We start from the raw sequence: 21,232 nt of genomic DNA on the forward strand, positions 1-21,232 counted from the left end.
GCCGCCCCGGTACGGGGCGCTCGAAGGGAACCGGGCGGCGGTTTACGCCAGCGAGACCGGGTCGATGTCGATGGCGATGCGGGTGCCGCGCGGGAGGTCGTCGGTCTGCCAGGCGTGGCGGGCGCGGGTCAGGGCCCGATGGAGTGGGCCGCGCTGGGTGGACTGCAGCAGGATCTGTTCGCGGAAGCGGCGATTGACGCGGTGGCGCGGTGCGGGGGCCGGGCCGAGCACGCGCAGGCCTTCGGCGGCGGCGTTGCGCAGGTGGGTGGCGACGCGCTCGGCGTGGCGGCGGGTGGTCTCGGCATCGCCCGCCTCGACGCGGACCAGGGCCAGGTGGCCGTGGGGCGGCATCTCGGCGGCAGCGCGCTCCTCCAGCAGGGGCGCGACCATCGCCGGGTAGTCCGCGGCGTTCAGGCCGCGGATCAGGGGGTGGTCCGGATGACCGGTCTGCAGCAGGACGCGGCCGCCGCCGGAACCGCGTCCGGCGCGCCCGGCGGCCTGCACGATCAGCTGCAGGGTGTTTTCGGTCGCGCGCAGGTCGACGCTGAACAGGCCCTGGTCGACGTCAATCACGCCGACCAGTCCGACCTGCGGGAAGTCGTGGCCCTTGGCCAGCATCTGGGTCCCGACGACGATGGCGGCATCCAGCTGGCGAATGCGGTCCAGTGCCTCCTCGAGTGCCCCCTTGTGGCGGATGCTGTCGCGGTCCAGGCGGATCAGCGGAGTGGTCGGGTAGTGGCGGGCCAGGGCCTGTTCCAGGCGCTGGGTGCCGAGACCGCGCTGGGCCAGGGCCTCGCCGCATTGCGGGCAGCGCTGGGGGCGCGGTTCCTGGTGACCGCAGAGGTGGCAGACGGCACGCGGGTTGTGCGTGTGGATGGTCAGGCGCGCATCGCAGTCCGGGCATTCGGCGACCCAGCCGCAGGCGTCGCAGGCCAGCACGCGGGCGAAGCCGCGCCGGTTCAACAGCAGGAAGCACTGGTGGCCGGCGGCGAGGGTCTGTTGCATGGCATCCAGAAGCGGGGCGGTGAGGCCCTCGTCCGGGGTGTGCACACGCGTGTCGATGGCCTCGACGGCGGGCGGTTGAGAGCCGTCCGGGCGCGTCGCCAGTCGGGCATGGGCGTATCGGCCAGTGGTCGCCGCATGCAGGGTCTCCAGGGTCGGCGTGGCCGAGCCCAGGACCACCGCGGCCTGTTCCAGCTGGCCGCGCTTGATGGCCAGGTCGCGGGCGTTGTAGCGAAAGCCGTCCTGCTGCTTGAAGGCACTGTCGTGCTCCTCGTCAACGATGATCAGGCCGAGATCGGGCAGGGGCGTGAACAGCGCCGAACGGGTGCCGACGACGATGCGGCGCTGCCCCTGACGGGCCGACTCCCAGGCGCGCAGGCGCTCGCCCTCGGACAGCCCGGAGTGGAGGAGGGCGACCTGCCCGGGGAAGCGCTGCTGGATGCGCGCGCTCAGCTGTGGCGTCAGGGCGATCTCGGGGATCAGGAACAGGACCTGGCGCCCGCGTGCCAGCACGCGTTCGGCCATTTGCAGGTAGACCTCGGTCTTGCCGCTGCCGGTAACACCCTCCAGCAGGAGGGGTACGCCGGTATCCGGGGTCAGGGCGTCGACGGCGGCGCGTTGTTCGGCGGTCAGGGTGTGGTCGCTGGTGTTCGGGGGCGGTGGCTGTTTCGGGTCGGGCGTGATCGCCTCCAGCCAGCCGCGTTCCGCAAACGCGCGCAGTTCGCGCGGGGCGAGTTGCAGCCCGGTGGCGGCGGCCAGGGTGGCGCGATCCAGGGCCGGTGAGGCATGCGGTGTGGAATTCGGGTGGGCCAGCGCGCGGAGGACGGCCTGCTGGCGTCGCCCGCGGGCGTCACCGTCGGCCAGCGCCTGGCTGCCCGCGGGTGTCATCCGCCACAGGGTCTCCGGGGTCAGGGCGGGGAGCGGGTCGCCATGGCGCAGGGCCGGGGGAAGTGCCCCCAGCAGGGCTTCGCCCAGGGGGTGGTGGTAGTACCGGGCTCCGAACTGCAGCAGCGCCAGCAGGCGGGGCTCCAGGATCGGTTCTGCCTCGGGTGCTTCCTGGATCGCACGCAGGCGGCCGGGTGCAACCTCGCTGGTGGATGCCAGCTCGACCACGACCCCGATGGTCGACCCGCGCCCGAAGGGCACGCGCACCCGCTGGCCGGGTGCAAGCGTCAGGTCCTCGGGGATGCGGTAGTCGAACAGCCGGTCCAGAGGGCGATCCAGCGCGATGCAGGCGATTCGGGGCGCGGCAGGCATGCGCACAGTCTACTGTGTCGGACCCCGGGGAGGGGGAGAGGCCGCCGCACTGCGGGAGGGGGTTATCCACAAAAGCTGTGGATAACTCTGTGGGTGAATCGGTATGAACATCCCTAAATGCTTGTTACTGCTAAGGGCTACCTGGATTGGGCAAAAATCGACCATATCCATTTAATAGAGTTAAAACAGCGAGTTATGATCGTTATGTGAAACCGAGTGCGCGCTGTGTGTGCTAACCGGGGTTTGACCCCGGCCCTTGTGGGTAGTTTGTACAGGAAATGTACAGATTTCGGGTTTCAATCCTGGCCCGGTGGGTGAGCAACAAAAAAAACCCGGCACCGCAAAACGGTGGCCGGGTTTCGGTTGCGGGGCCCGGTGTCCGGGCCCCGCGAGTGGAGCGGGCCGACTAGCCGAGGGCCTTGACCGATGCCACCAGTTCGGCGGCCACCTTCTGGCCGTCGCCGTACAACATCTGGTTGTTGTCGGCATAGAACAGGTGGTTCTCGATGCCCGAGAAACCGGAGCCCTTGCCGCGCTTCACACAGATGACGTTGTGCGCCTGGTCCGCGTTGAGGATCGGCATGCCGTAGATCGGCGAGTCCGGATTGGTCCGGGCCACCGGGTTCACGACGTCGTTCGCGCCGATGACCATGGCGACATCCGCGGTCTTGAACTCCTCGTTGATCTCGTCGAGGTCGAAGATGATGTCGTAGGGCACGCCGGCCTCGGCCAGCAGCACGTTCATGTGCCCGGGCATGCGGCCCGCGACCGGGTGGATCGCGAACTTCACGTCCACGCCGCGCTTCTGCAGCAGCTGGGTGAATTCCCAGATCTTGTGCTGTGCCTGCGCCACGGCCATGCCGTAGCCCGGCACGATGATCACCTTCTCGGCAAAGGCCATCATGATCCCGGCGTCGTTGGCCTGGATCTCCTTCATGGTGCCCTCGATCGCTTCCTCGGCACCCCCGCTGCTGCCACCGAACTGGCTAAACAGGATGTTCTTGATCGGGCGGTTCATCGCCTTGGCCATCAGCTGCGTGAGCAGCGTACCGGCCGCGCCGACGACGATACCGGCGATCATCAGGGCCGGGTTGTCGAGCACGATGCCCTTGAGGCCGACTGCCAGGCCGGTGAGGGCGTTGTACAGCGAGATGACCACCGGCATGTCGGCGCCGCCGATCGGCAGGGTCATCAGGATGCCGAAGGCGAGCGACAGGATGAAGAACAACAGCAGTGTGGCCGAGCCGATCTCGCCGCCGCCGGTCGCCAGCATGAAGCCGAGGATCACGGTGATAGCAAAGATGGCGATGTTCACCACCTGCTGGCCCGGGAAGTGGAAGGTCTTCTTCATCAGGCCCTGCAGCTTGGCGTAGGCCACCAGCGAACCGGAGAAGGCGACCGAACCGATCAGCGAGCCGGTGGTGGCGATCGCCAGGCCGGTGTTGCTGACGGTCTCCGGGGTGGCCTGCAGCAGGTAGATCGCGCCGATGCCGGCCGCGGCGCCGCCGCCCATGCCGTTGTACAGCGCGATCATCTGCGGCATGTCGGTCATGGCGACCTTCTTGCCGCTCCACCAGGCGAGACCGCCACCGATGACGATACCCAGGACGATCAGGGTGTAGTTCACGCCCCCGGAGACCTCCGGATGCACGAAGGTCACGAGCGTGGCGAGCACCATCCCCACGCCGGCCCACATGATGCCCGGCCGCGCGGTGGTCGGCGAAGACATCTGCTTGAGGCCGACGATGAACAGGACCGCCGCCGCAAAGTAGGCGAGGTTGATAATCAGACTCATGCGTTATCTCCCTTCTTGTCGTCCTTCTTGCTGGTCTTGAACATCTCCAGCATGCGTTCGGTGACGACATAGCCACCCACGGCGTTGCCCGCGGCCAGGATCACGGCGACAAAGCCGATGGCCTGTTCCAGCGGGGTCGTGGCGTGGCCGAGCGCGACCATGGTCCCGACCAGCACGATGCCGTGGACGAAGTTGGAACCGGACATTAGCGGGGTATGCAGGATGACCGGGACCTTGGAGATGATCTCGTAGCCGGTGAAGGCCGCGAGCATGAAGATGTATAGCGCGATAAAGCCTTCGATGATCATGATTGAGCTCCCTTCAGGGCCTCGCGGGTGGCCTCGTGCACGATCTCGCCATCGCGGGTCAGCACGCTCTTGGCGATGACCTCGTCATCCCAGTCGGGCTGGAATTCGCCGCCTTCTGCGATCATCGGCGTGAGGAAATTCAGCAGGTTCTTGGCATACATCTCGGAGGCATGCAGCGGGACCTGCGAGGGCACGTTCAACGGGGCATGGATGATCACGCCCTTGTGGTCGTGGGTCTCGCCGGGCTTGCTCAGCTCGCAGTTGCCGCCACCTTCGGCCGCCAGGTCGATGATGACCGCACCCGGCTTCATGCCCTCGACCATGATCTTGGGGATCAGCTTGGGTGCATCGCGTCCCGGGATCGCGGCGGTAGTGATCAGCACGTCGGCCTTGGCGATGTACTCGCCCAGGGCATCCTGCTGCTGCTTTTTCTCTTCCGCGGTCAGTTCGCGGGCGTAGCCGCCCTCGCCCTCGGCGGAGACGCCGAGATCGAGGAACTTCGCGCCCAGCGACTCGACCTGCTCCTTGGTGGCGGAGCGCACGTCATAGGCCTCGACCATCGCGCCCAGGCGCTTGGCCGTGGCAATCGCCTGCAGCCCGGCCACGCCGGCGCCGATCACGATGACCTTGGCCGGGCGGATGGTGCCGGCCGCGGTGGTCAGCATCGGGAAGAAGCGGCAGGACAGGTCGGAGCCCATGATCGCGCCCTTGTAGCCGACCACGGCCGCCTGCGAGGACAGCACGTCCATGCTCTGGGCGCGCGAGATGCGCGGGATCAGCTCCATCGCGAAGCTCAGGATCTTGCGCTCCTGCATCGCCTTGACCACATCCGGGTTGCGGTGAGCGTGGAACAGGCTGACCACGGTCGAGCCTTCCGGCAGCTGGTTGATCTCCTCGACTGTCGGCGGTGCCACGCGGACCATCAGGTCCGACTGGCCGTAGGCGGTCTCGGTGTCGACCACGGAGGCCTTCTCGTAGGCCGCATCCGGAAAATGGGCCTCGGAACCGGCACCCTTTTCCAGCTGCACCGTGATGCCCATATCGCTGAACTTGGCCGCTACCGACGGATCCAGGGCCACGCGGCGCTCGCCACTGGCGGATTCCCTGGGAACGGATAATTTGATTGCCATGCGCTCTCTCCCCGGGCCAAGCGTTCCCGTATTCCCTATGGGACGATCAGCCGCGCTCGCGGGTGGTGAAATCGGATGCGGCACGCGTGATTCGGGCGTGCCGCACAAAAAACGACCCGCGAGTGTAGCGGATCCGGCCTCGTGCTTAAACCGTGTCCACCCTCGTTGCAGGGCCCGTCAGGTTGGGCGAGCTTACGATACCGCGGGTCATGGCGTTGTAATTGCTTTGTTCCTGAAGGCTGTTTATTGTTTTTCGGGTATCGAAGGCGGCATGGATTTGTTCACCCGTACGCCGCGTGAGCAAATCCGTGTTTCCTTGAGACGGGACGGGGTCATGTTGCCGAATGAGCATCAGGTCCTGCGCACGGATGCCGCGGGCATGCCGCTAGAGTGGATCGGCCTGGAGCAGGCCGTGCGCCTCTATTACACCGAGCAGGTGGCCTACACCTGTGGCAGCCCGCTATATCGCATGCGCGGCGGCATCAACGCGCGCACCGGGTTGCAGTCACGGGTCGAGGTCAACTCGATCATCGCCACTCACGGCACCCGCAAGTCCCGCTTCAACGACTACATCCCCCCGCTCAATAACACCACCCTGTTCCGCCGCGATGCCCACCTTTGCCTCTACTGCGGTCACGCGTTCCCCGAACGCGATTTGTCCCGCGACCACGTGACCCCGATCAGCCAGGACGGCGAAGACACTTGGACCAACGTGGTCACCGCCTGCAAGCGCTGCAACAACCACAAGGCGGGGTTCACGCCGGAAGAGGCCGGGATGCAGTTGCTCGCCATCCCGTTTACGCCCACCCACGCGGAATACATCTTCCTCAAGGGCAAGCGCGTGCTGGCCGACCAGATGGAGTTCCTGCAGGCGCACTTCCCGCGTACCAGCCCGTTGCGGGGTCGTAGCGTCTGATCCGTCCCGGGCGCGCGCCCACTCGTGCCCGCGGGTATCCTTGGCGTGTGAACCAAAGCGACGCTCCGTGACTCCGACAGGGAGTCACCGTCCCCCATGCCTGCAAGGAGCCCCATGAAGTATTTCGGAGAAGCGGATTATCGCCATGGCCAGGCGCGCGGCGTCGGCGTTTTGCTGACCAACCTGGGGACGCCGGACGAACCCACCGCGCCCGCCTTGCGGCGCTACCTGAAGGAGTTCCTCTGGGACCCGCGCGTGGTCGAGGTCCCGCGACCCATCTGGTGGCTGATTCTGAACGGCGTGATCCTGAACATTCGGCCCAAGCGCTCGGCGGCGAAATACGCAACCGTGTGGACCGACGAGGGCTCGCCGCTGCTGGCGATCTCGAAACGCCAGGCCGCCGGTGTGCGCGAGCGCCTGGCCGCGCAGGTCGGCGAGGATGTCCCGGTCGCCCTGGGCATGCGCTACGGTAACCCGTCCATTGAATCCGGCCTGGACGAACTGCGCCGCCAAGGCGTGCGTCGTGTGGTTGTCCTGCCGCTTTACCCGCAGTACTCGGCCAGCACCAATGGCTCCACCTTCGATGCCGTGGCCGACGTGCTCAAGGGCTGGCGCTGGGTGCCCGATCTGCAGTTCATCGCCGCCTATGACGCCCAGCCCGGCTACATCGAGGCCCTGGCCAACAGCGTGCGCGAGCACTGGCAGGCGCATGGTCAGGCCGATCGCCTGATGATGTCCTTCCACGGCATCCCCAAACGCTACCTGCTGCAGGGCGACCCCTACCACTGCCTGTGCCACGCCACCGGGCACAAGCTGGCGCAGGCGCTGGGGCTGAACGACGACCAGTGGCAGGTCACCTTCCAGTCGCGCTTCGGTCGCGAGGAATGGCTGCAGCCCTACACCGACAAGACCCTGGAGGCCTTGCCGGGGCAGGGCGTGCGCTCAGTGGACGTGATCTGCCCCGGTTTCTCGGCGGATTGCCTGGAGACCATCGAGGAGATCGGCGACGAAAACCGCGAGATCTTCACCGAGGCCGGCGGCGAGCGCTTCCACTACATCCCGGCGCTGAATGACCGCGCTGATCATCTCGACTTCCTGGCCGGGCTGCTACAGCAGCACCTGGCGCCGTGGCTCGACGATCCGGACAACGCCCCCGAGGCGCGTGCGGCTGCGCGCGAGCGCGCGCTGGCCATGGGTGCCAAGCAGTAGATCGGCGATGGATCGACCCACGATGGACGGCCGGGGATCGCACACGATCGAGATCGGCGCCGTGATCATCGGCGACGAGCTCCTGAGCGGGAAGCGCCGTGATCGGCATCAGGCGCACCTGACCGCGGCGCTGGCGGAAAGGGGGCTGGAACTTGCGTGGATCCGTATCGTCGGTGATAACGCCCGCCTGCTGACGCAGACCTTCCGCGAGACCCTGGCCAGCGGCGCCGAGGTGTTCAGCTTCGGCGGCATCGGCGCGACCCCGGATGATCGCACCCGCGCCTGCCTGGCCGAGGCACTGGCCCAGCCGCTGGCGCCTCATCCCGAGTTCATGGCCATCCTCGAGGAGCGCTTCGGTGCCGACGCCTGGCCCCACCGCGTACGCATGGCCGAGCTCCCCGAGGGGGCCAGCCTGATCCCGAACCCGGTCAACGGCATCCCCGGCTTTAGCTGTGCGCAGCATCACTGCGTACCCGGTTTCCCGGCCATGGCCGAGCCCATGGCCCGCTGGGTCCTGGAGCAGCGCTTCCCCGACCGCGATGCGGCAGCGGGTGCCGTGGAAGAGGTCCTGCGCCTGGAGAATGTCACCGAGAGCCGCCTGGTCCCGGTGCTCGAGGCCATGGAGGCCGCGTTCCCCGACCTGCGCATCTCCTGTCTCCCGCGCATGGACCGCCAGGCGCCGCAGGTCGAGCTGGGCCTGCGTGGCGCCCGCGCCCGCGTCACCGAGGCCCAGGCCGCCTTGCGCCAGCACCTGATCGCCGGCGGTTTTCTGGCGTACTAGTCTGCAGCCTCCTGGCAGGGCAACGGTGCTATAAAGCCCTTGCGCACCCCGGCGTTCCCGGTATATATCCTGTGGGGAAGACGCTGATCTGGGCGTCTGCCTGACAGGCGCCCGCCTGCGCGCCGCGATCGCGGCCTGAATGGAAGACCCGAGTACGTGAACCTGCCTGCCCTTGGCCCCGAATGGCTGGAAGCCGCCGAGACCGCGCCGACCCTTGCGCCGGTCGTGGCCGACTCCTCCTCCGAATTTTGCGCGCCCGACGGCTGGCTGGATGCGCTGGCGCGCGAGCATCGGCTCGTCTGGCCCGATTTCCTGCCGCAGGAGATCGTCGACGCCCTGCGAGAGGAGGTCTATGCGCTGCGTGATGCGGCGCAACTGGCGCAGGCGCGGATCGGCCGCGCCGGCGAGCGCCATCGGGACCGGGCGACCCGCGGCGACTGGATTCACTGGCTGGATGGCGCGAGTCCCGCGCAGCAGGCGTTCATGGCGCGCCTCGACGAGATTCGTTTGCAGGCGAGCCGGGCGCTGATTCCGGGCCTGTTCGAGACCGAGTCCCACTTCGCCCTGTATCCGCCAGGAACTCACTACGCCCGGCATGTGGATGCCTTCCAGGCTGGCAATTGCCGCCGCCTGTCGCTGGTGTTCTACCTGAACCGTCACTGGCGCGAACGCGACGGCGGCCAGCTCGCAATCTACGACAGCGAAGGGCGCGAGATCCGCCGCATCCAGCCACGCGCGGGGACGCTGGTGATGTTTCTCAGTCAGACCGTACCCCATGCCGTCCTGCCTACCCGCCGCTGGCGCGCCAGCATCGCCTCCTGGATGCGAATCCGCGATCTGTCGGGCCCCCTCGCCAGCCTCGACCGCTTCTGACGGTCCTGGTTGCCTGAGGGGGGGGCACCTGCGCGGCGGGCCGACGCCTGCCGAGTTCTCGCCGAAATCGCAAGTCGACCCCGCCCATTCGCGACGCGGGACTCGCCCCGACAGCGGCTCCGAGCGGTTCGTTTCGTGTGATGCGCTTCTGGTTTTCCAGCCTTTCCGCGGTCCATGCGGCTTTGTGCGTCATCGGGCCTGGCAAACTGCCTAGGCTTGCAAAGGACGTTTCTGGCTAGAGGGAGACCGTGATGCACAAGATTGGCAATTTGACTCGTTTGGTGGGGTTGGGGATCGCGACGGCGGGGCTCGTCGCCTGTGGCGGCGGCGGGAGCAGCGGTGGCGGGACCGGACAGATGAGCCTTGCCGTGACGGATGCCCCTGTCGATTCGGCCAGCCGGGTCGTGGTCCGCTTCACCTATATCGAGCTCCAGCCCTCCGACGGCGAACGCATTCGCATCGATCTGGGTGAGGACGAATCCGTTCGCGAGATCGATTTGCTCGCGTTGCAAGGCGAAGACTCTGAATTCCTGTTCGAGGACGCAGAAGTCCCGGCAGGCGATTACGACTGGATCCGTTTTCATCTGGAGCGCGAAGAGGGTGTCAGTGCGCCGCCGCTCTCCAATTTCGCGACCAGCTCGTTCATCGAGTTCGTGGATGGCTACAGCGAGAACCTGATCATCCCGGGTGGGTTGCAGGCGGGCTTGCAGCTATCCAGCGGCTTCAGCATTGCGGAGGACGAAGAGGCCTCGTTCACCGTGGACTTTGATCTGCGCAAAGCGATCCGCGAAGACACTCGCTTTGAGGGCTACCATCGCATGCGGCGTTCGCTGCGTTTGGTGGATAACCGTGAAGCGGGCGCCATTACGGGGACAGTGGATCCCGGGCTGCTCCCCGCGGATTTCACCTGCGAAGAGCGCGAACCGGGGCTGTACGCCTGCCCGGGTGCGGCGGTTTATGTCTTCGAGGGCCCTGACCGTGAGCCGCGTGATCTCCGCGACGACGATGACGATGCGGTGACCACGGCCAACGTGCACTACCGCCATGTCGAGGCGACCGGTGACTGGGAGTACCGCTACACCGCAGGATTCCTGGAGGCGGGCGATTACACGGTGGCCCTGACCTTCGAGGCGGGCGAGGACGATCCGGAGGAGGCCACTCCCATCGAGTTCGTCGATCAGGCCAACGCCGAAGTCGAGGCGGGTGAGACGACGGAAGTGAATTTCCCGGATAGCTAGTATCGATCGTCCGAGTGGGTTACGGCTTTGGGCCGCTGCCCTGCAGTAGGGGAAGCCATAGGGGCGCCGGGTTCTCACTCAGCGCCCCTTCTGTTGGTGGGGGTGAATCAGTCCCCGTGTCCCGGTTGCGAGGCCCGGTGATCCAGTTCACCCCAGGCGCTGGCCAACGGGGCTACAGGGCAAAACCACCGTCTGTGAACGGCCGCCAGGCGATTCCGAAGTCGAGTCCGGTACGGTCGCGATCCACCCGGAAGGTCTCGCGGGCTCCATATTGAGGCCAGGCTCCGCAGGCCTCGGCGCCGGCACAAATCCGGTCATCGCCCGCGATGTTGGTGCCGGCGACCACGCGATAATCCCCGGCGGGCACCCCTTCGAAGCGATAGCGGTAGGTCCCGAACTCGGGTTCCAGGGCCGTTTGCGCCACGACGCGATCGTCGCGGTCGAGCAGGAGTACGTAGACCCGTCCCACGGTATCGCTTTGCGGGTCGCGCTCGGCGACCCGGATGCCGACCGGAATGTCGCGCGGGTCGCCGTTGTCGGCGGTGATGCGCAAGCGAGACTCGTAGTCGCCCGGGCTCAGGGCATCGCGCTGCCCGTAGGCGAGATAAAGCCCCAGACCGTCGTCGGTGACCTCGTGTGGTTCCACGGTCAGCCAGGTCGCGGGCGTGGCGATGTCTTCAATCTGCAGGGTGCCATCGCCCCCGTTGCGCAGGCGCAGATCCAGGCCCGTTCCGGTGAAGCCGAAGTTCAGGCTTTGTGGGGTTACCGAGATCCGGGGTGCCAGCTCTTCCGAGCCGGCCCGGGCCGCGATCTCCTGGACCGCCTGATGCGCGTCGATCTCGCCCCAGCCGGTTTCCGGCTCCCACCCGGCAGGTCCCAGGTCCCGGGTGAGCCGGCCCGATTCGAGCAACTCCAGCAGCAATCCCGGGGAGAGTCCCGGATTCACCGCGCGGCCCAGCGCAAGGACACCGGAAACAACGGCCGTGGACATTGAAGTGCCCTGGAGGAGTGCGTAGCCCGATTCAAGGGTTCCGGCCGGGTTCTCCTTCACCCAGGTGCTCAGGATGCCGTCACCGGGTTGAATGATGACGCCCCCGGGAGCCACCAGGTCCAGACGGGGGCCGTAGTTGCTGTACCAGGCGCGTTCGGCATTGCGGTCCGTGGCGCCCGCTGCCAATACCGATTCGTAGGCCGCGGGGTAGCCGACCGTGCTGGTTCCATCGTTGCCCGCGGACGCGACCACCAGGATTCCGAGCTCGCGTACCTCCTGCAAGAGTTCATCGGCCTCCGCGCTGTAGCCGCCGCCCCCGAGGCTGAGGTTGATGATGTCGGCCGGCTTCTCGGGTACGGTGCCGGAGTCGTTCGGCAGACCGGCTGCGTAGCGGATCCCCTGTAGCGTGTCGTTCAGGGTCCCGGTCCCGTTCAGCGTCCAGACAGGGAGGATGTCCACTCCCCAGGAGATGCCGGCAACGCCAAGACTGTTGTCGGTGGCCGCCCCGATAATTCCGGTGACGTGCGTACCATGCCAGGAACGCTCTTCATCACAGGTGCTGTCTGCCGGATCGCAGACAAACCGCTTTGTCGGGAAGAGTCGGTTCTCGTCCAGGTCTTCGTGCTCGCGGTAGACGCCGGTATCGATGACGGCCACGACAACCTCTTCGTCTGCTTCCTGGCCGGTGGTGATGTCCCAGGCTTGCGGCAGGTTGATGGCTTCGTGGAACCATTGATCTCCCCAGTGTGGGTCGTTGGGCGTCGTCCGCAGGGGAGTCATTCGGTAGTTGGGCGATGCCGAGACGATATCCGGCTGCCCCCGCAGCGCCTTGATCACGCGCAGGGTGTCATGGCGAGCGGCTTGTTCCGGGGTGCGCCAGGCCACTGCCGGCGAGATCGAGGGCGTATGCAGGCCCAGCGTACTGATGACTGCCTCCGCATGACCCTCGGGGATGCGCCAGAGCTGCTCGCGTCCCGGCGCCCCGGAAATCCTCTGCAGGAGCATGTCGGCCGGGGTTTTCCCTTGTGCAAATGGGCGGATCTCGTCCGCGCTGCGCACGATGATCTCGCCCGGCACAAAGTCATCCGCCACACGCAGGCTTGCCGCATGCGCGGGGTCCAGCAGCTGCGACGAGTCGAGTCGCAAATGGTACGCGGACTGGCCCGAATAGGCCGATACCCGGACATAGTAAAGCCCGGCCTCGGGTGCGACGACGCGCGCGAAACCCTCGACGCTAATGGAGGCATCCACCAGCATCCCGTCTTCATCAATCAGGTACAGGTCGAGATCGGCCCGTGCGGTATCCGGGAACTCCAGCAAGGCCTGGTCGCCGGCCTCGAACTCGGCCACGAATATGTCATCCGGGTCTCCGGCCGAGCCGAAGCGGCTGTCGGTCAGGGGGCTGGCCACAAATCCGCCGATGATGGCGGGCATGCGTACCGCCTGCGCACTGGCGAGGTCGTTGTTGCTGGAGATCCGGCTTTCCGGGTCGTTCGTATCGGAATCGACATGATGCAAGGCCTGCACCTCGATGCTCCCGGACACGACGAAACCCCCACTGGATGATCCGCCGCCCCCACCCCCGCACCCGACCGCCAGAAGCGCCGAAGACAACGCCAGTGCAATCCATGCGAGGACCTGCCGCATCGATTGCGCTGGTTCATGGCGAAGCAAGTCGCCATTTGATGGGCCGAATGACTGCTTCACTCCAAAGCTCCTCCGGATGACCAGAATGTTCGGGGGCATCGGCGATTTCGACCCGCAATCGGTCCCTCATTTCCCGCGGACCGCAGACGCGAAAAGGAATTTGCCGCGATCGATCAAGAATCGCAGGTTCGAACGGTATGTGGCCGTCAACCCCTGCCCAATGCGGCATTTCAAGAGTGGCCTTCCGACCGGATGTGGTCTGTACGCGCGGCCACTGATTCAATCCGCGGTCGTTGCCTCGGGGGCTGATTCATTCGCACAGGTTCAAGGGTAAAGACTGCAAGCGAGAACGGCCGCAGGGGCGGCATGGCCTCGCGGCTGTAGGAGTTGTCGTGGCGCCACACTGTGGCGGGTCGTCCGGCGATGCCGGTTCTGCAAACGGGAGCGATGGCGCAGGTTGGGATTCGTTCTCGACCTCCGCAATAAAGGAAGGGGAAACTCTGCATGATTGCGGGGCCGGTTACCGGCGTTCGGGAAAACTCGGCGGGTCATTCCGGCGGTTGGGGTTCGTCGCCTGGCCGGTTAGTCCCCGGCATCGTCTTCGCCGGCGTCACGTGCCTCCAGTCTCTCGGCGGCGGTTTGCGCAGCGGTGGTACCCGGGTAGTAGTCGCGCACGTACTCGATTCGTGCGCGGGCCTCCTCTGCGTGCCCGGCGGCGGCGGATCGGTCGGCGATCTCCAGTTCGATGTCGGCCAGGTTCTCGCGCATACGGGCCAGGCGTGGGGCAATGGACTCCGCGTACTCCGACATGGGGTAGTCGTTGAGGAAGGCGGCCAGCTGGAGGAAGACCTGGCGGCCCTGTTCGCTGCGTTGCTTCGGCGGCGCGGACGTGGCCCGGTTCCACGTTCCCAGATGCGCCAGGGCACCGAGATACGCGGCGTAGTCGATATCCGGATGATCCGGGTTCTCCTGGCGGATGGTATCGGTGAGGTTGCGGGTGCGCGCGAATTCCCCGCGCTGCAGGCATACCCGGGCGACCGACAGGCGGACGTCGACCGAGGCGGGTGCGTTGGCCGTATCCAGCGCACTGTAGGCCGCACGGCAGTCCCCGCGTTCCAGGGCATAGCGGATATCCTCTGGCGGGGGCTGGGACCCGTTTGGCGGGGTGGTGGCACAACCCGCCAGCATCAGGCCGAACAGTATGCCGGCCGTCAGCGTGGCGGCCGGGGTCGCAGGCCGGAACCGGCGGGTCGTTATCGGGTTTCGTTCGGGTGTCACGGGGCTGATCCTGCGGTCCATAGATACCGTCCCTGATCGTCACGGCGAAGATTGTTTTCGAGTAGGCGCTGGATGGCGGCATCGGCGTGGGCGCGCGGGTCCAGCACAACCCGCGCATCCATGCCCGGGGGATCCGTACGCAGGTCCAGGCGAATCGTGCCGGTGATGCCCAGTTCGGCATCCGGGGCGGCATCCAGGTCGATCCCCAAGCGCTGGTCCTCTTCGCGCAGGGTGGCGCGTTGCTCGCCCAGGGGCAAGGGACGGGGGAGTCCCGCGGCCGCTTCCTGCCAGTTGACCCGCCCCGAGGCCTGTTCCATCGTTCCGTCCCGATGGATCCGGAGGTGCAGTCCGCTGGTCTGCAGCTGGCCGTCCAGAACGAGGGGGATGCCCGTGTCCCACTGATGCAAGGCAGCAGCGGGCAGGGTCCCTTCGAGCCCGGAGAGCTGCACGCTGTCGAGCCCGAGTCGCAGGACTCCACGGAGTTCGCCGCCGCCGGGCGGGGCCCAGTGGATGTCGGCGCCAAGCCCCCCGCGCAGAAGCTCGCCGGGTCGCACATCCCAGTGCAGCCGGCCCATCGGCCCCACCGGTGATTGAACCCCCTCGACGCTACCCTGCCAGAGCGACCCGTGCACCCGTTCCCAGGTGATTGTTTCCGGCAGCCCGCCCCACCGCTCGGCACCCGCCAGCGCGACCGAAGCGGGCGCGCGTACCACCAGCGCAAGCAGCAGGGCGAGAACAAAAAACGCCCCCAGCGCGAACCATGCACGGCGATCCCGGCGGCGTTCGTCGACGCGGTTGTCGGGGTCGATGGTCACGCTACGGCTCGCGGGTCAGGAAGAGTTCGGCATTGATGCGCCCCGGCTCGACGACGCGTTCCAGCAAGATGCGTCCGGGGACGACGCCGTCTTCGCGTTCCAGTTCGCCGAGCCAGCGCATCAGATCGCTGTAGGGCGCCCCTTCGAGGTGCAGGGTGACGCCGGTCTCGCCAGGGCGGGCGCGCGCCAAGTGCTCGCCCAGGCCGAAGGCCCGCGCGGAGGCATCCACGTGGGCGATCAGCGAGCGGCCTTCAAGGCGCGGACGTCGATTGTCCTGTGTCGGTTCGCGGCTGTGGGCAGCCGTGACCTCGGGGGCATTGGCTTGCATCCAGGCCAGTTCCGCGCGCGCCTCGGCGAGTCGGTCGCGCGACTGTTCCCGGCTTTCCAGCAGGGGCTCGACGACGCCCAGGAACGCCACCGCGATCAGCAGGACCAAACCGCCTGCCAGCAGGATCCGTTGTTCGCGCGTCTGCAGGGCGTCCCAGTAGGCCTTCATGGTTCCTGCTCGATGGTCATGCGTGCCCGGACACCCTGCTCGCCGGTTTCGGCCGAGACGATCCGGACGCGCGCGGACATGGCTTCGCGCAGGCCCTCGCGCAACTGTTCCAGTTCCGCGATTCCGCTGCCCTCCAGCTCGAGTTCAAGGCGATCCGGGTCGCCCCGCAGGCGCTGCAGGGTGAGGTCGCGCGGGGCGAGGCCCTCCATGATGCTGGCAAGGGCTTCGCCGAGCGGGCTGTGTATGGTCAGAGTTGTCGTGTCCGATTCTGCCTGTCCCAGCAGGCCCTCGAACTGGGCCACGGGGTCGACCATGCGGGCCTGCGGCAGGGTTTCCTCGAACAGGGCCGCGATGTCCCGTTCGGTTGCCCGGTATTCCCGCTCGAGTTGCCAGGCCTCCAGCCACACGGACCCAAGCCAGACTGCCGCCAGCACGAGCGCCAGTGCCGCCGGTGCGCGCCATGGTGCGGGAAGGGCGCCGAGCGAGGTCGGGCTTTCGGCGGAGGATGCGAAGTCGAAGGCTAGTGCAGCCCGTACGGCGCGCTGTAGATCGGGTGGCGGCAGGCTCCCCGATTGCACCCCGGCCAGCAGGAGTTCGAGGACGTCGCCGGACCATTCGGGTGGGGGCTGGAGGGGTGCGCGTGGGTCGGGTTCGGCGGACGGATCCACCACATGAACCGCAGCCTGGGGAGACTGCGTTTCGTCGGCGCTGGTGTCATCGGAGGTCGTGGTGGCGGCGGAGCGTTGCTGCAACCACCAGCTGGCAACCTCGCGGGGCATCGCGAGGGGTTCGGCCTCGGGCGAAAGCACGATGCTGCGTTGCGTTCCCGAGAGCAGGAAGACCTGATCGCCCGGGTCCAGGGTTCGCAGTAGCGCAAGATCCGGGATCATGTGCGATACGCGGATGCCTAGCTCGCGAAGCCAGTCTTCCCAGCGCTCCAGGTCCCGATGCGCCACCACGCCGGCCAGGGTCTCGCTACCGTGGCGAGGGCCGGCAATGATCCGGAGCTGTTCCAGGTCCTCGCTGAGACGCTCCTCCAGGGCGAACGGAAGCGCGCGGCGACGCACGCGGCCCGACTTCCCGGGCACGAACACCCGATGGAGAGGCGCGCGTTCCCCGGGGAGTAGCGCAACCGCATGGTCGTCCGCCGCGAGCAGGGCGCGCAGCTCGTCCGGCGCCGCCTCGCCCTGATCCGCGAGCGCGCCGTTCCTGCGCAGCCGCAGCCAGCGCAGCCGAAGCGGCGTGTCCGCGCCGAGCATCTCGGGTTCTGGCAGCTGGAAGAGGAACCAGTTCATGCGGGGTCCGGTGAGTGAAAGGCGTCTGCAGGCATCCGGTTTTCTTGTTCAGGGTTCGCAGGGGGCGTGTTCGCGAAGAATGGTACGCCCGTTGGGGCTATCGAGGATCGCGCAGTGAAAATAATCCCGTCCGGCGATGCGGACAACCAGTTGCAGCCGGAAATAGCGAATGTCGCGGCTCTGTTCGGTCGCCTGACCCAGCGCCGCCGCGGTTACGGGACCCGGGGCGCGCTCCATGTCGATGGCGTTGTCCGTGCCCGGCCGGGCCACGACCCAGGGCGCTAGTGCCTGCCAGAGGTCCGGATCGAAACCGTGTACCTGAAGCAGTTCCGACGCGAGGCGCATCGGGCGGTTGCCGCTGAGCCGGGGCGGTTCCAGGCCGCGGTATACCGGGTCGTCCGTTTCCGGGTTCATCCAGTCGTGTACGGCGACCGCCAGGCGTTGGGCGTTACCCGATTGACCCTCGGTTGCCGCGAGGGCGTGCTCGATCAGCCCGGCGAAGGCCTCAAGGGGCGGGTCATCGGCGCGCCCGAGGCTGTTGAGGTTGAAGCGGCAGTGAAGGTTCTCCAGGCGGGCGCGCACGCCGACACCTTCCAACTCCAGTGGCAATGTCGGAGACGCGCAGCCGTCCCACGGCAGGTCGTCGTAGTTTGGCAGCCTTTCCAGCATGTGCAGGGCGACGGTTTCGGCCCCCTGGGTCAGGTGCCGCGCCCGATCCTGGTCCTGGATGGTGGCCGCGCGGAAGACTTGCTGATGGTCACGCATGGTCATGGTGACCGCCGTCACGCTGGCGATCGCGACCACCAGCAGGGCCGTGATCAGCGCGGCGCCCGAATGCCGGCCCCTCACTGGACCCCCGGCAGGGCGATGCGGCGCTCGATCGGTCCGAGCCCCGGAACGACCAGGCGGACGATCACCTGCGCCGGTCGGCGGTCGCCGCCATCCAGCGGTGGCCAGCCGTCCGTGATCTCCTGGGTGTCGCCATCGACAAAGTCGAAGCGGATCTCCAGTTCATCGCCCGTGTCCGGCGCCATCCGGCCGTTCGCCGTGGACGCTCGCCCGGCGTGTGCATCCCGGCCCAGAAACAGGCGCACCTGCTCGGATTCCGGCAGGGCGCCGTCCAGCACCGGCCAGGTGACCCGTTCCAGCCCCCGCTCACTGACTCTCCAGGCGACCCGCGCGAGGCGGCCGTGTTCCCCGCTTCCCGCCCGTACCAGCTCCAGTTGTCGCGGGTCCGTGACCGGGCTGTAGCGCAGGGCGGGGAGGCGGTCGCCGTAGCCGTCGCGGGGGTGCAGCTCGATGCTGTGGCGCAGGTCGCGTTCCAGCACAGCCAGTGTGACCTGCAGCTCCGCCAGGCGCTGGCTCTGGGCCTGCGTGGCATGGTCCGCCATCAGCACTGCACGCAGTCCGCCGATGGCGAGCACGCCGACGGTGGCGAACACGGCCACGGCCACGAGCAGCTCCAGCAGGGTAAAGCCGCGCGAGGCGCCGAAAGAACATGACCGATGTGCCGGCACGTCAGGGCAATGCATAGCCGGTTGCCTGGACGAGAGGATGGTCGGGGTCGCCATCGAGCGGCCACACCCGGACCTCGATACGGCGAACCGCCGGCAGCTCCAGCGGGGCGTCGATGACCGTATCGGTGATCTCGATGCGGGCCTCCCATTCGCGGTCCGCGAGTGTGGACTGAATGTGCTCGGTACCGACATCGACTCGCCGCAACCCGGCCTCGTAGTCGGCGAGCAGGTTGCCGGCCACCCATCCGGCCAGCGTACGTTCCTGCAGGTAGGCGGTATTGCGTGCGTGTTCGCTGCCCGCCTTGATGAGGGCCCCGAGGGCGACGCCGAGCACCACCAGGGCAATCAGGACCTCGAGGAGCGTGAATCCGCGCCGTGTGCCGCGTGCCAGCATGGCTAGTTGGGCTGGGCCGGATGGGCCATCAGCAAGTGACGTGGCTCGCCGCGTGCCGGTGGCGGGTGTTCGAAGGCCTGGATGGGTTGACCCCGTTCGACCCGGAGTACGAGACCGCTTTGCCCGTCGGGGTGTTCCAGCACCAATTCAAAGGGTTCGATGTCGCCGCTATTGCTGATGGCGATGCGGTTATGTTCCGGCCCTTCGCGGAGGCTGCTTCGCCGCCCGTCCACGTAAAGCCGTGGTTGCAGCCCGTGCTGCCGGAAGTCCCGCGGACCCAGCGGCCCCCGCTCGATCGGTGTCCAGGTGACCTGGGCATCGTCGATCCACTGGCGCTCCAGAATGACCAGCCCCTCCGTACCAATGCCGATGGACAGCGCCTGGCCGGTCAACAGGGTGTGTTCCCGGGCGAGTTCGATCTGGCCCGCCAGTTGGCGGGCGGTCTGTTCGAGGCTCCGACTGCCCAGCTGGCTCATGGACAGCACGCCGATGCTGGCCACCACGCCGATCACGAACATCACGACCAGTAGTTCGATCAGGGTAAAGCCGGTGGGGCGTGCGCGGCGGGTCGCCATTGGCGTCCTCAGAATTCGTCCATGTTCCAGTTGCCGATCTCGCCCTCGATCCCCTCGCCACCGCGGCGTCCGTTGGCGCCGTAGCTGAAGACGTCGAAGTCGCCATGTCGTCCGGGGTTCAGATATTGATACGGATTGCCCCAGGGGTCGCTCGGCAGGCGGTCCATGTAGCCGCCCTCGCGGTACTGGGGGGCTTCCGGCCCGCTGCGCGGTCGCTCCACCAGCGCATCCAGTCCCTGGTCGGTGGTCGGGTACCGGAAATTATCCAGACGGTAGAGATTCAGGGCGCTCTCAATCGTGCGGATATCCTGCTTGACCTTGGTGATTCGGGCGTCGTCCGGGCGGTCCATTACGCGAGGGACCACGATGGCCGCGAGGATGCCGAGGATGACCACCACCACCATGATCTCGATCAGGGTGAAGCCCCGGGTACCGCGGAATCCGGTACGCGCAAGGCAGGCAGAGCGGGGTTCTTGCATGTTCAATTCACCAGCTGGTTGAGTTCGAAGATCGGGAGCAGGATGGCGAGGACGATGGTCAGGACGATGCCGCCCATGGTCAGGATCAGCAAGGGTTCGAACAGGCCCATGCTGATACTGATGCGGGATTCGACCTCCTGTTCCTGGGTCTCGGCGGCGCGTTCCAGCATCTCGGTGAGCCGCCCGCTGGACTCGCCGCTACGGATCAAGTGTACGGTGATCGGCGGGAAGTATCCCGTCTCTTCCAGGGCCTGACCGATGCTGCGGCCCTCGCGGATTCGCAGCGAGGCATCCTCCACTGCGGCGCGCATGGGGCGGCTGTCGATGACCTCGGCGCCGGTTCGCAGCGCATCCAGGAGTGACACCCCGCTGGCGGACAGGATGCTGAGGGTGCGTGCAAACCGGGCCGTGTTGAGCCCCCGGACCAGGCGCCCCACGAGCGGGAGGCGCAGGACCAGCCGGTCGAAGCGCATGCGCGGCCCGGGTTTGCGCAGCCAGTGGGCCAGCAGCGCCACGAGCACGCCCAGGGCGATTAGCGCGTACAGACCATAGGTTCGCAACAGATCACTGGTGCTGATCAGCATGCGGGTCAGGGTAGGCAGCTGCTGGTCCAGGCCCTCGAAGACCTGGACCACTTCGGGTACGACATAGACAACCAGGCCCACGGTCACGCCCAGGGCCACTAGGGTCAGGATGACCGGATAGATCAGGGCGAGCATGACCTTTTGCCGCAACGCGTGGCGATTCTCGAGGTAGTCGGCCAGACGCTCCAGTACCAGGTGCAGATGCCCGGAGGCCTCGCCGGCCGAGACGGTGCTGCGGTAGATCTCGGGAAACGCGCGCGGAAATGCGCCCAGCGCCTGGGCCAGCGAGTGCCCCTCCATGACCCGGGTACGCACGGCACTCAGGATGTTGCGCACCTTCTGCTTTTCGGACTGGCGTGCGACGGTCGCCAGCCATTCCTCCACCGGCAGGCCGGCGCGCGCAAGCGTGGCCATCTGACGTGTCGCGAGCGCGAGGTCGAGGGCGCCGATGCCGCCGGCCCCGCCGCGTCCCGAGTGGGTCCGGGTACCCCGGGTGGCGGCCGAGGATTCGCCGATTTCGAGCAGATCCAGTGGGGTCAGGCCTTCGCTGCGCAACTGGGACCGGACGCTGCGGGCGGTATCCCCCTCGGTCACGCCCTTGTGCGTTCGGCCGGCTGCGTCCAGCGCCTGGTATTCGAAGGCGGGCATGGCC

At 67.1% G+C, this 21,232-nt stretch carries 20 protein-coding genes; 5 read left to right on the forward strand and 15 right to left on the reverse strand.

The window, feature by feature from the left end:
- Positions 1-42: 42 nt before the first annotated feature.
- The 4 genes from B0684_RS09125 to B0684_RS09140 all read right to left on the reverse strand — a co-directional run bounded on the left by B0684_RS09125 (position 43) and on the right by B0684_RS09140 (position 5,492).
- Positions 43-2,259 (reverse strand): primosomal protein N', encoded by a 2,217-nt coding sequence (locus B0684_RS09125; protein ID WP_018650551.1) that lies wholly within the window; start codon positions 2,257-2,259, stop codon positions 43-45.
- Between the two features lie 406 nt (positions 2,260-2,665).
- Positions 2,666-4,054 (reverse strand): NAD(P)(+) transhydrogenase (Re/Si-specific) subunit beta, encoded by a 1,389-nt coding sequence (locus tag B0684_RS09130; RefSeq protein ID WP_018168318.1) that lies wholly within the window; start codon positions 4,052-4,054, stop codon positions 2,666-2,668.
- A complete protein-coding gene (locus B0684_RS09135) occupies positions 4,051-4,362 on the reverse strand; it encodes an NAD(P) transhydrogenase subunit alpha part 2 (protein WP_017942675.1) in 312 nt (103 codons plus the stop codon). The genes B0684_RS09130 and B0684_RS09135 overlap by 4 nt, the downstream gene beginning before the upstream one ends.
- Positions 4,359-5,492 carry an NAD(P) transhydrogenase subunit alpha gene (locus tag B0684_RS09140; RefSeq protein WP_038037866.1) on the reverse strand — a complete coding sequence of 378 codons (1,134 nt, stop codon included), beginning with the start codon at positions 5,490-5,492 and terminating at the stop codon, positions 4,359-4,361. Before B0684_RS09140 ends, B0684_RS09135 begins: the two co-directional genes overlap by 4 nt.
- Before the next feature lie 334 nt (positions 5,493-5,826).
- Here B0684_RS09140 and B0684_RS09145 point away from each other — a divergent pair, with 334 nt between their 5' ends.
- The 5 genes from B0684_RS09145 to B0684_RS09165 all read left to right on the forward strand — a co-directional run bounded on the left by B0684_RS09145 (position 5,827) and on the right by B0684_RS09165 (position 10,509).
- A complete protein-coding gene (locus B0684_RS09145; protein ID WP_018168316.1) occupies positions 5,827-6,408 on the forward strand; it encodes an HNH endonuclease in 582 nt (193 codons plus the stop codon).
- A gap of 114 nt (positions 6,409-6,522) precedes the next feature.
- Positions 6,523-7,617, forward strand: coding sequence for a ferrochelatase (gene hemH / locus B0684_RS09150; RefSeq protein ID WP_018144579.1), 1,095 nt, complete (start codon positions 6,523-6,525; stop codon positions 7,615-7,617).
- A gap of 22 nt (positions 7,618-7,639) precedes the next feature.
- A complete protein-coding gene (locus B0684_RS09155) occupies positions 7,640-8,398 on the forward strand; it encodes a competence/damage-inducible protein A (RefSeq protein ID WP_018168315.1) in 759 nt (252 codons plus the stop codon).
- Positions 8,399-8,554: 156 nt separating this feature from the next.
- A complete protein-coding gene (locus B0684_RS09160) occupies positions 8,555-9,271 on the forward strand; it encodes a 2OG-Fe(II) oxygenase (RefSeq protein ID WP_018168314.1) in 717 nt (238 codons plus the stop codon).
- Between the two features lie 251 nt (positions 9,272-9,522).
- Positions 9,523-10,509 (forward strand): DUF4382 domain-containing protein, encoded by a 987-nt coding sequence (locus tag B0684_RS09165; RefSeq protein ID WP_018168313.1) that lies wholly within the window; start codon positions 9,523-9,525, stop codon positions 10,507-10,509.
- 172 nt (positions 10,510-10,681) lie between these two features.
- On the opposite strand, the gene B0684_RS09170 is transcribed toward B0684_RS09165, so the two are convergent.
- From B0684_RS09170 to gspF, 11 genes are all read right to left on the reverse strand, one after another.
- A complete protein-coding gene (locus B0684_RS09170) occupies positions 10,682-13,027 on the reverse strand; it encodes a S8 family serine peptidase (RefSeq protein WP_018168312.1) in 2,346 nt (781 codons plus the stop codon).
- 702 nt (positions 13,028-13,729) lie between these two features.
- Positions 13,730-14,425: an outer membrane protein assembly factor BamD gene (locus B0684_RS09175; RefSeq protein WP_018650550.1), complete on the reverse strand. Its 696-nt coding sequence runs from the start codon at positions 14,423-14,425 to the stop codon at positions 13,730-13,732.
- A complete protein-coding gene (gene gspN / locus B0684_RS09180) occupies positions 14,422-15,240 on the reverse strand; it encodes a type II secretion system protein N (RefSeq protein WP_018650549.1) in 819 nt (272 codons plus the stop codon). Before gspN ends, B0684_RS09175 begins: the two co-directional genes overlap by 4 nt.
- A gap of 1 nt (position 15,241) precedes the next feature.
- Positions 15,242-15,736: a type II secretion system protein GspM gene (gene gspM / locus B0684_RS09185; protein ID WP_018650548.1), complete on the reverse strand. Its 495-nt coding sequence runs from the start codon at positions 15,734-15,736 to the stop codon at positions 15,242-15,244.
- Complete coding sequence (gene gspL, locus B0684_RS09190) at positions 15,733-17,031, reverse strand: type II secretion system protein GspL (protein ID WP_018650547.1); 1,299 nt, start codon at positions 17,029-17,031, stop codon at positions 15,733-15,735. Before gspL ends, gspM begins: the two co-directional genes overlap by 4 nt.
- 48 nt (positions 17,032-17,079) lie before the next feature.
- Positions 17,080-17,880: a type II secretion system minor pseudopilin gene (locus B0684_RS09195; protein WP_018650546.1), complete on the reverse strand. Its 801-nt coding sequence runs from the start codon at positions 17,878-17,880 to the stop codon at positions 17,080-17,082.
- The gene (gene gspJ, locus B0684_RS09200) at positions 17,877-18,563 is read right to left on the reverse strand and encodes a type II secretion system minor pseudopilin GspJ (RefSeq protein ID WP_026313098.1); all 687 of its coding nucleotides are present in this window, start codon (positions 18,561-18,563) and stop codon (positions 17,877-17,879) included. Before gspJ ends, B0684_RS09195 begins: the two co-directional genes overlap by 4 nt.
- Entirely contained in the window at positions 18,550-18,942 is a 393-nt protein-coding gene (gspI, locus tag B0684_RS09205; protein WP_018176203.1) for a type II secretion system minor pseudopilin GspI, read from the reverse strand. Before gspI ends, gspJ begins: the two co-directional genes overlap by 14 nt.
- 2 nt (positions 18,943-18,944) lie before the next feature.
- Positions 18,945-19,517, reverse strand: a complete 573-nt coding sequence (locus B0684_RS09210) for a pilus assembly FimT family protein (protein ID WP_018650544.1) — start codon at positions 19,515-19,517, stop codon at positions 18,945-18,947.
- 8 nt (positions 19,518-19,525) lie between these two features.
- Positions 19,526-19,996: a type II secretion system major pseudopilin GspG gene (gene gspG, locus B0684_RS09215; RefSeq protein WP_018650543.1), complete on the reverse strand. Its 471-nt coding sequence runs from the start codon at positions 19,994-19,996 to the stop codon at positions 19,526-19,528.
- Positions 19,997-19,998: 2 nt separating this feature from the next.
- Complete coding sequence (gspF, locus tag B0684_RS09220) at positions 19,999-21,228, reverse strand: type II secretion system inner membrane protein GspF (RefSeq protein ID WP_018650542.1); 1,230 nt, start codon at positions 21,226-21,228, stop codon at positions 19,999-20,001.
- Positions 21,229-21,232 lie beyond the last annotated feature (4 nt).

Source organism: Thioalkalivibrio versutus, from assembly GCF_001999325.1.
GTDB classification, from domain to species: domain Bacteria; phylum Pseudomonadota; class Gammaproteobacteria; order Ectothiorhodospirales; family Ectothiorhodospiraceae; genus Thioalkalivibrio; species Thioalkalivibrio versutus.

Coding starts and splice junctions, on each gene's coding strand:
- B0684_RS09125 (WP_018650551.1), bottom strand. CDS start 2,259: ATGCCTGCCGCGCCCCGAATCGCCTGCATCGCGCTGGATCGCCCTCTG.
- B0684_RS09165 (WP_018168313.1), top strand. CDS start 9,523: ATGCACAAGATTGGCAATTTGACTCGTTTGGTGGGGTTGGGGATCGCG.
- gspG (WP_018650543.1), bottom strand. CDS start 19,996: ATGCAAGAACCCCGCTCTGCCTGCCTTGCGCGTACCGGATTCCGCGGT.
- B0684_RS09135 (WP_017942675.1), bottom strand. CDS start 4,362: ATGATCATCGAAGGCTTTATCGCGCTATACATCTTCATGCTCGCGGCC.
- gspF (WP_018650542.1), bottom strand. CDS start 21,228: ATGCCCGCCTTCGAATACCAGGCGCTGGACGCAGCCGGCCGAACGCAC.
- gspI (WP_018176203.1), bottom strand. CDS start 18,942: ATGCTGGCACGCGGCACACGGCGCGGATTCACGCTCCTCGAGGTCCTG.
- B0684_RS09155 (WP_018168315.1), top strand. CDS start 7,640: ATGGACGGCCGGGGATCGCACACGATCGAGATCGGCGCCGTGATCATC.
- B0684_RS09145 (WP_018168316.1), top strand. CDS start 5,827: ATGTTGCCGAATGAGCATCAGGTCCTGCGCACGGATGCCGCGGGCATG.
- hemH (WP_018144579.1), top strand. CDS start 6,523: ATGAAGTATTTCGGAGAAGCGGATTATCGCCATGGCCAGGCGCGCGGC.
- B0684_RS09210 (WP_018650544.1), bottom strand. CDS start 19,517: ATGGCGACCCGCCGCGCACGCCCCACCGGCTTTACCCTGATCGAACTA.
- B0684_RS09140 (WP_038037866.1), bottom strand. CDS start 5,492: ATGGCAATCAAATTATCCGTTCCCAGGGAATCCGCCAGTGGCGAGCGC.
- gspJ (WP_026313098.1), bottom strand. CDS start 18,563: ATGCATTGCCCTGACGTGCCGGCACATCGGTCATGTTCTTTCGGCGCC.
- B0684_RS09130 (WP_018168318.1), bottom strand. CDS start 4,054: ATGAGTCTGATTATCAACCTCGCCTACTTTGCGGCGGCGGTCCTGTTC.
- gspM (WP_018650548.1), bottom strand. CDS start 15,736: ATGAAGGCCTACTGGGACGCCCTGCAGACGCGCGAACAACGGATCCTG.
- gspL (WP_018650547.1), bottom strand. CDS start 17,031: ATGAACTGGTTCCTCTTCCAGCTGCCAGAACCCGAGATGCTCGGCGCG.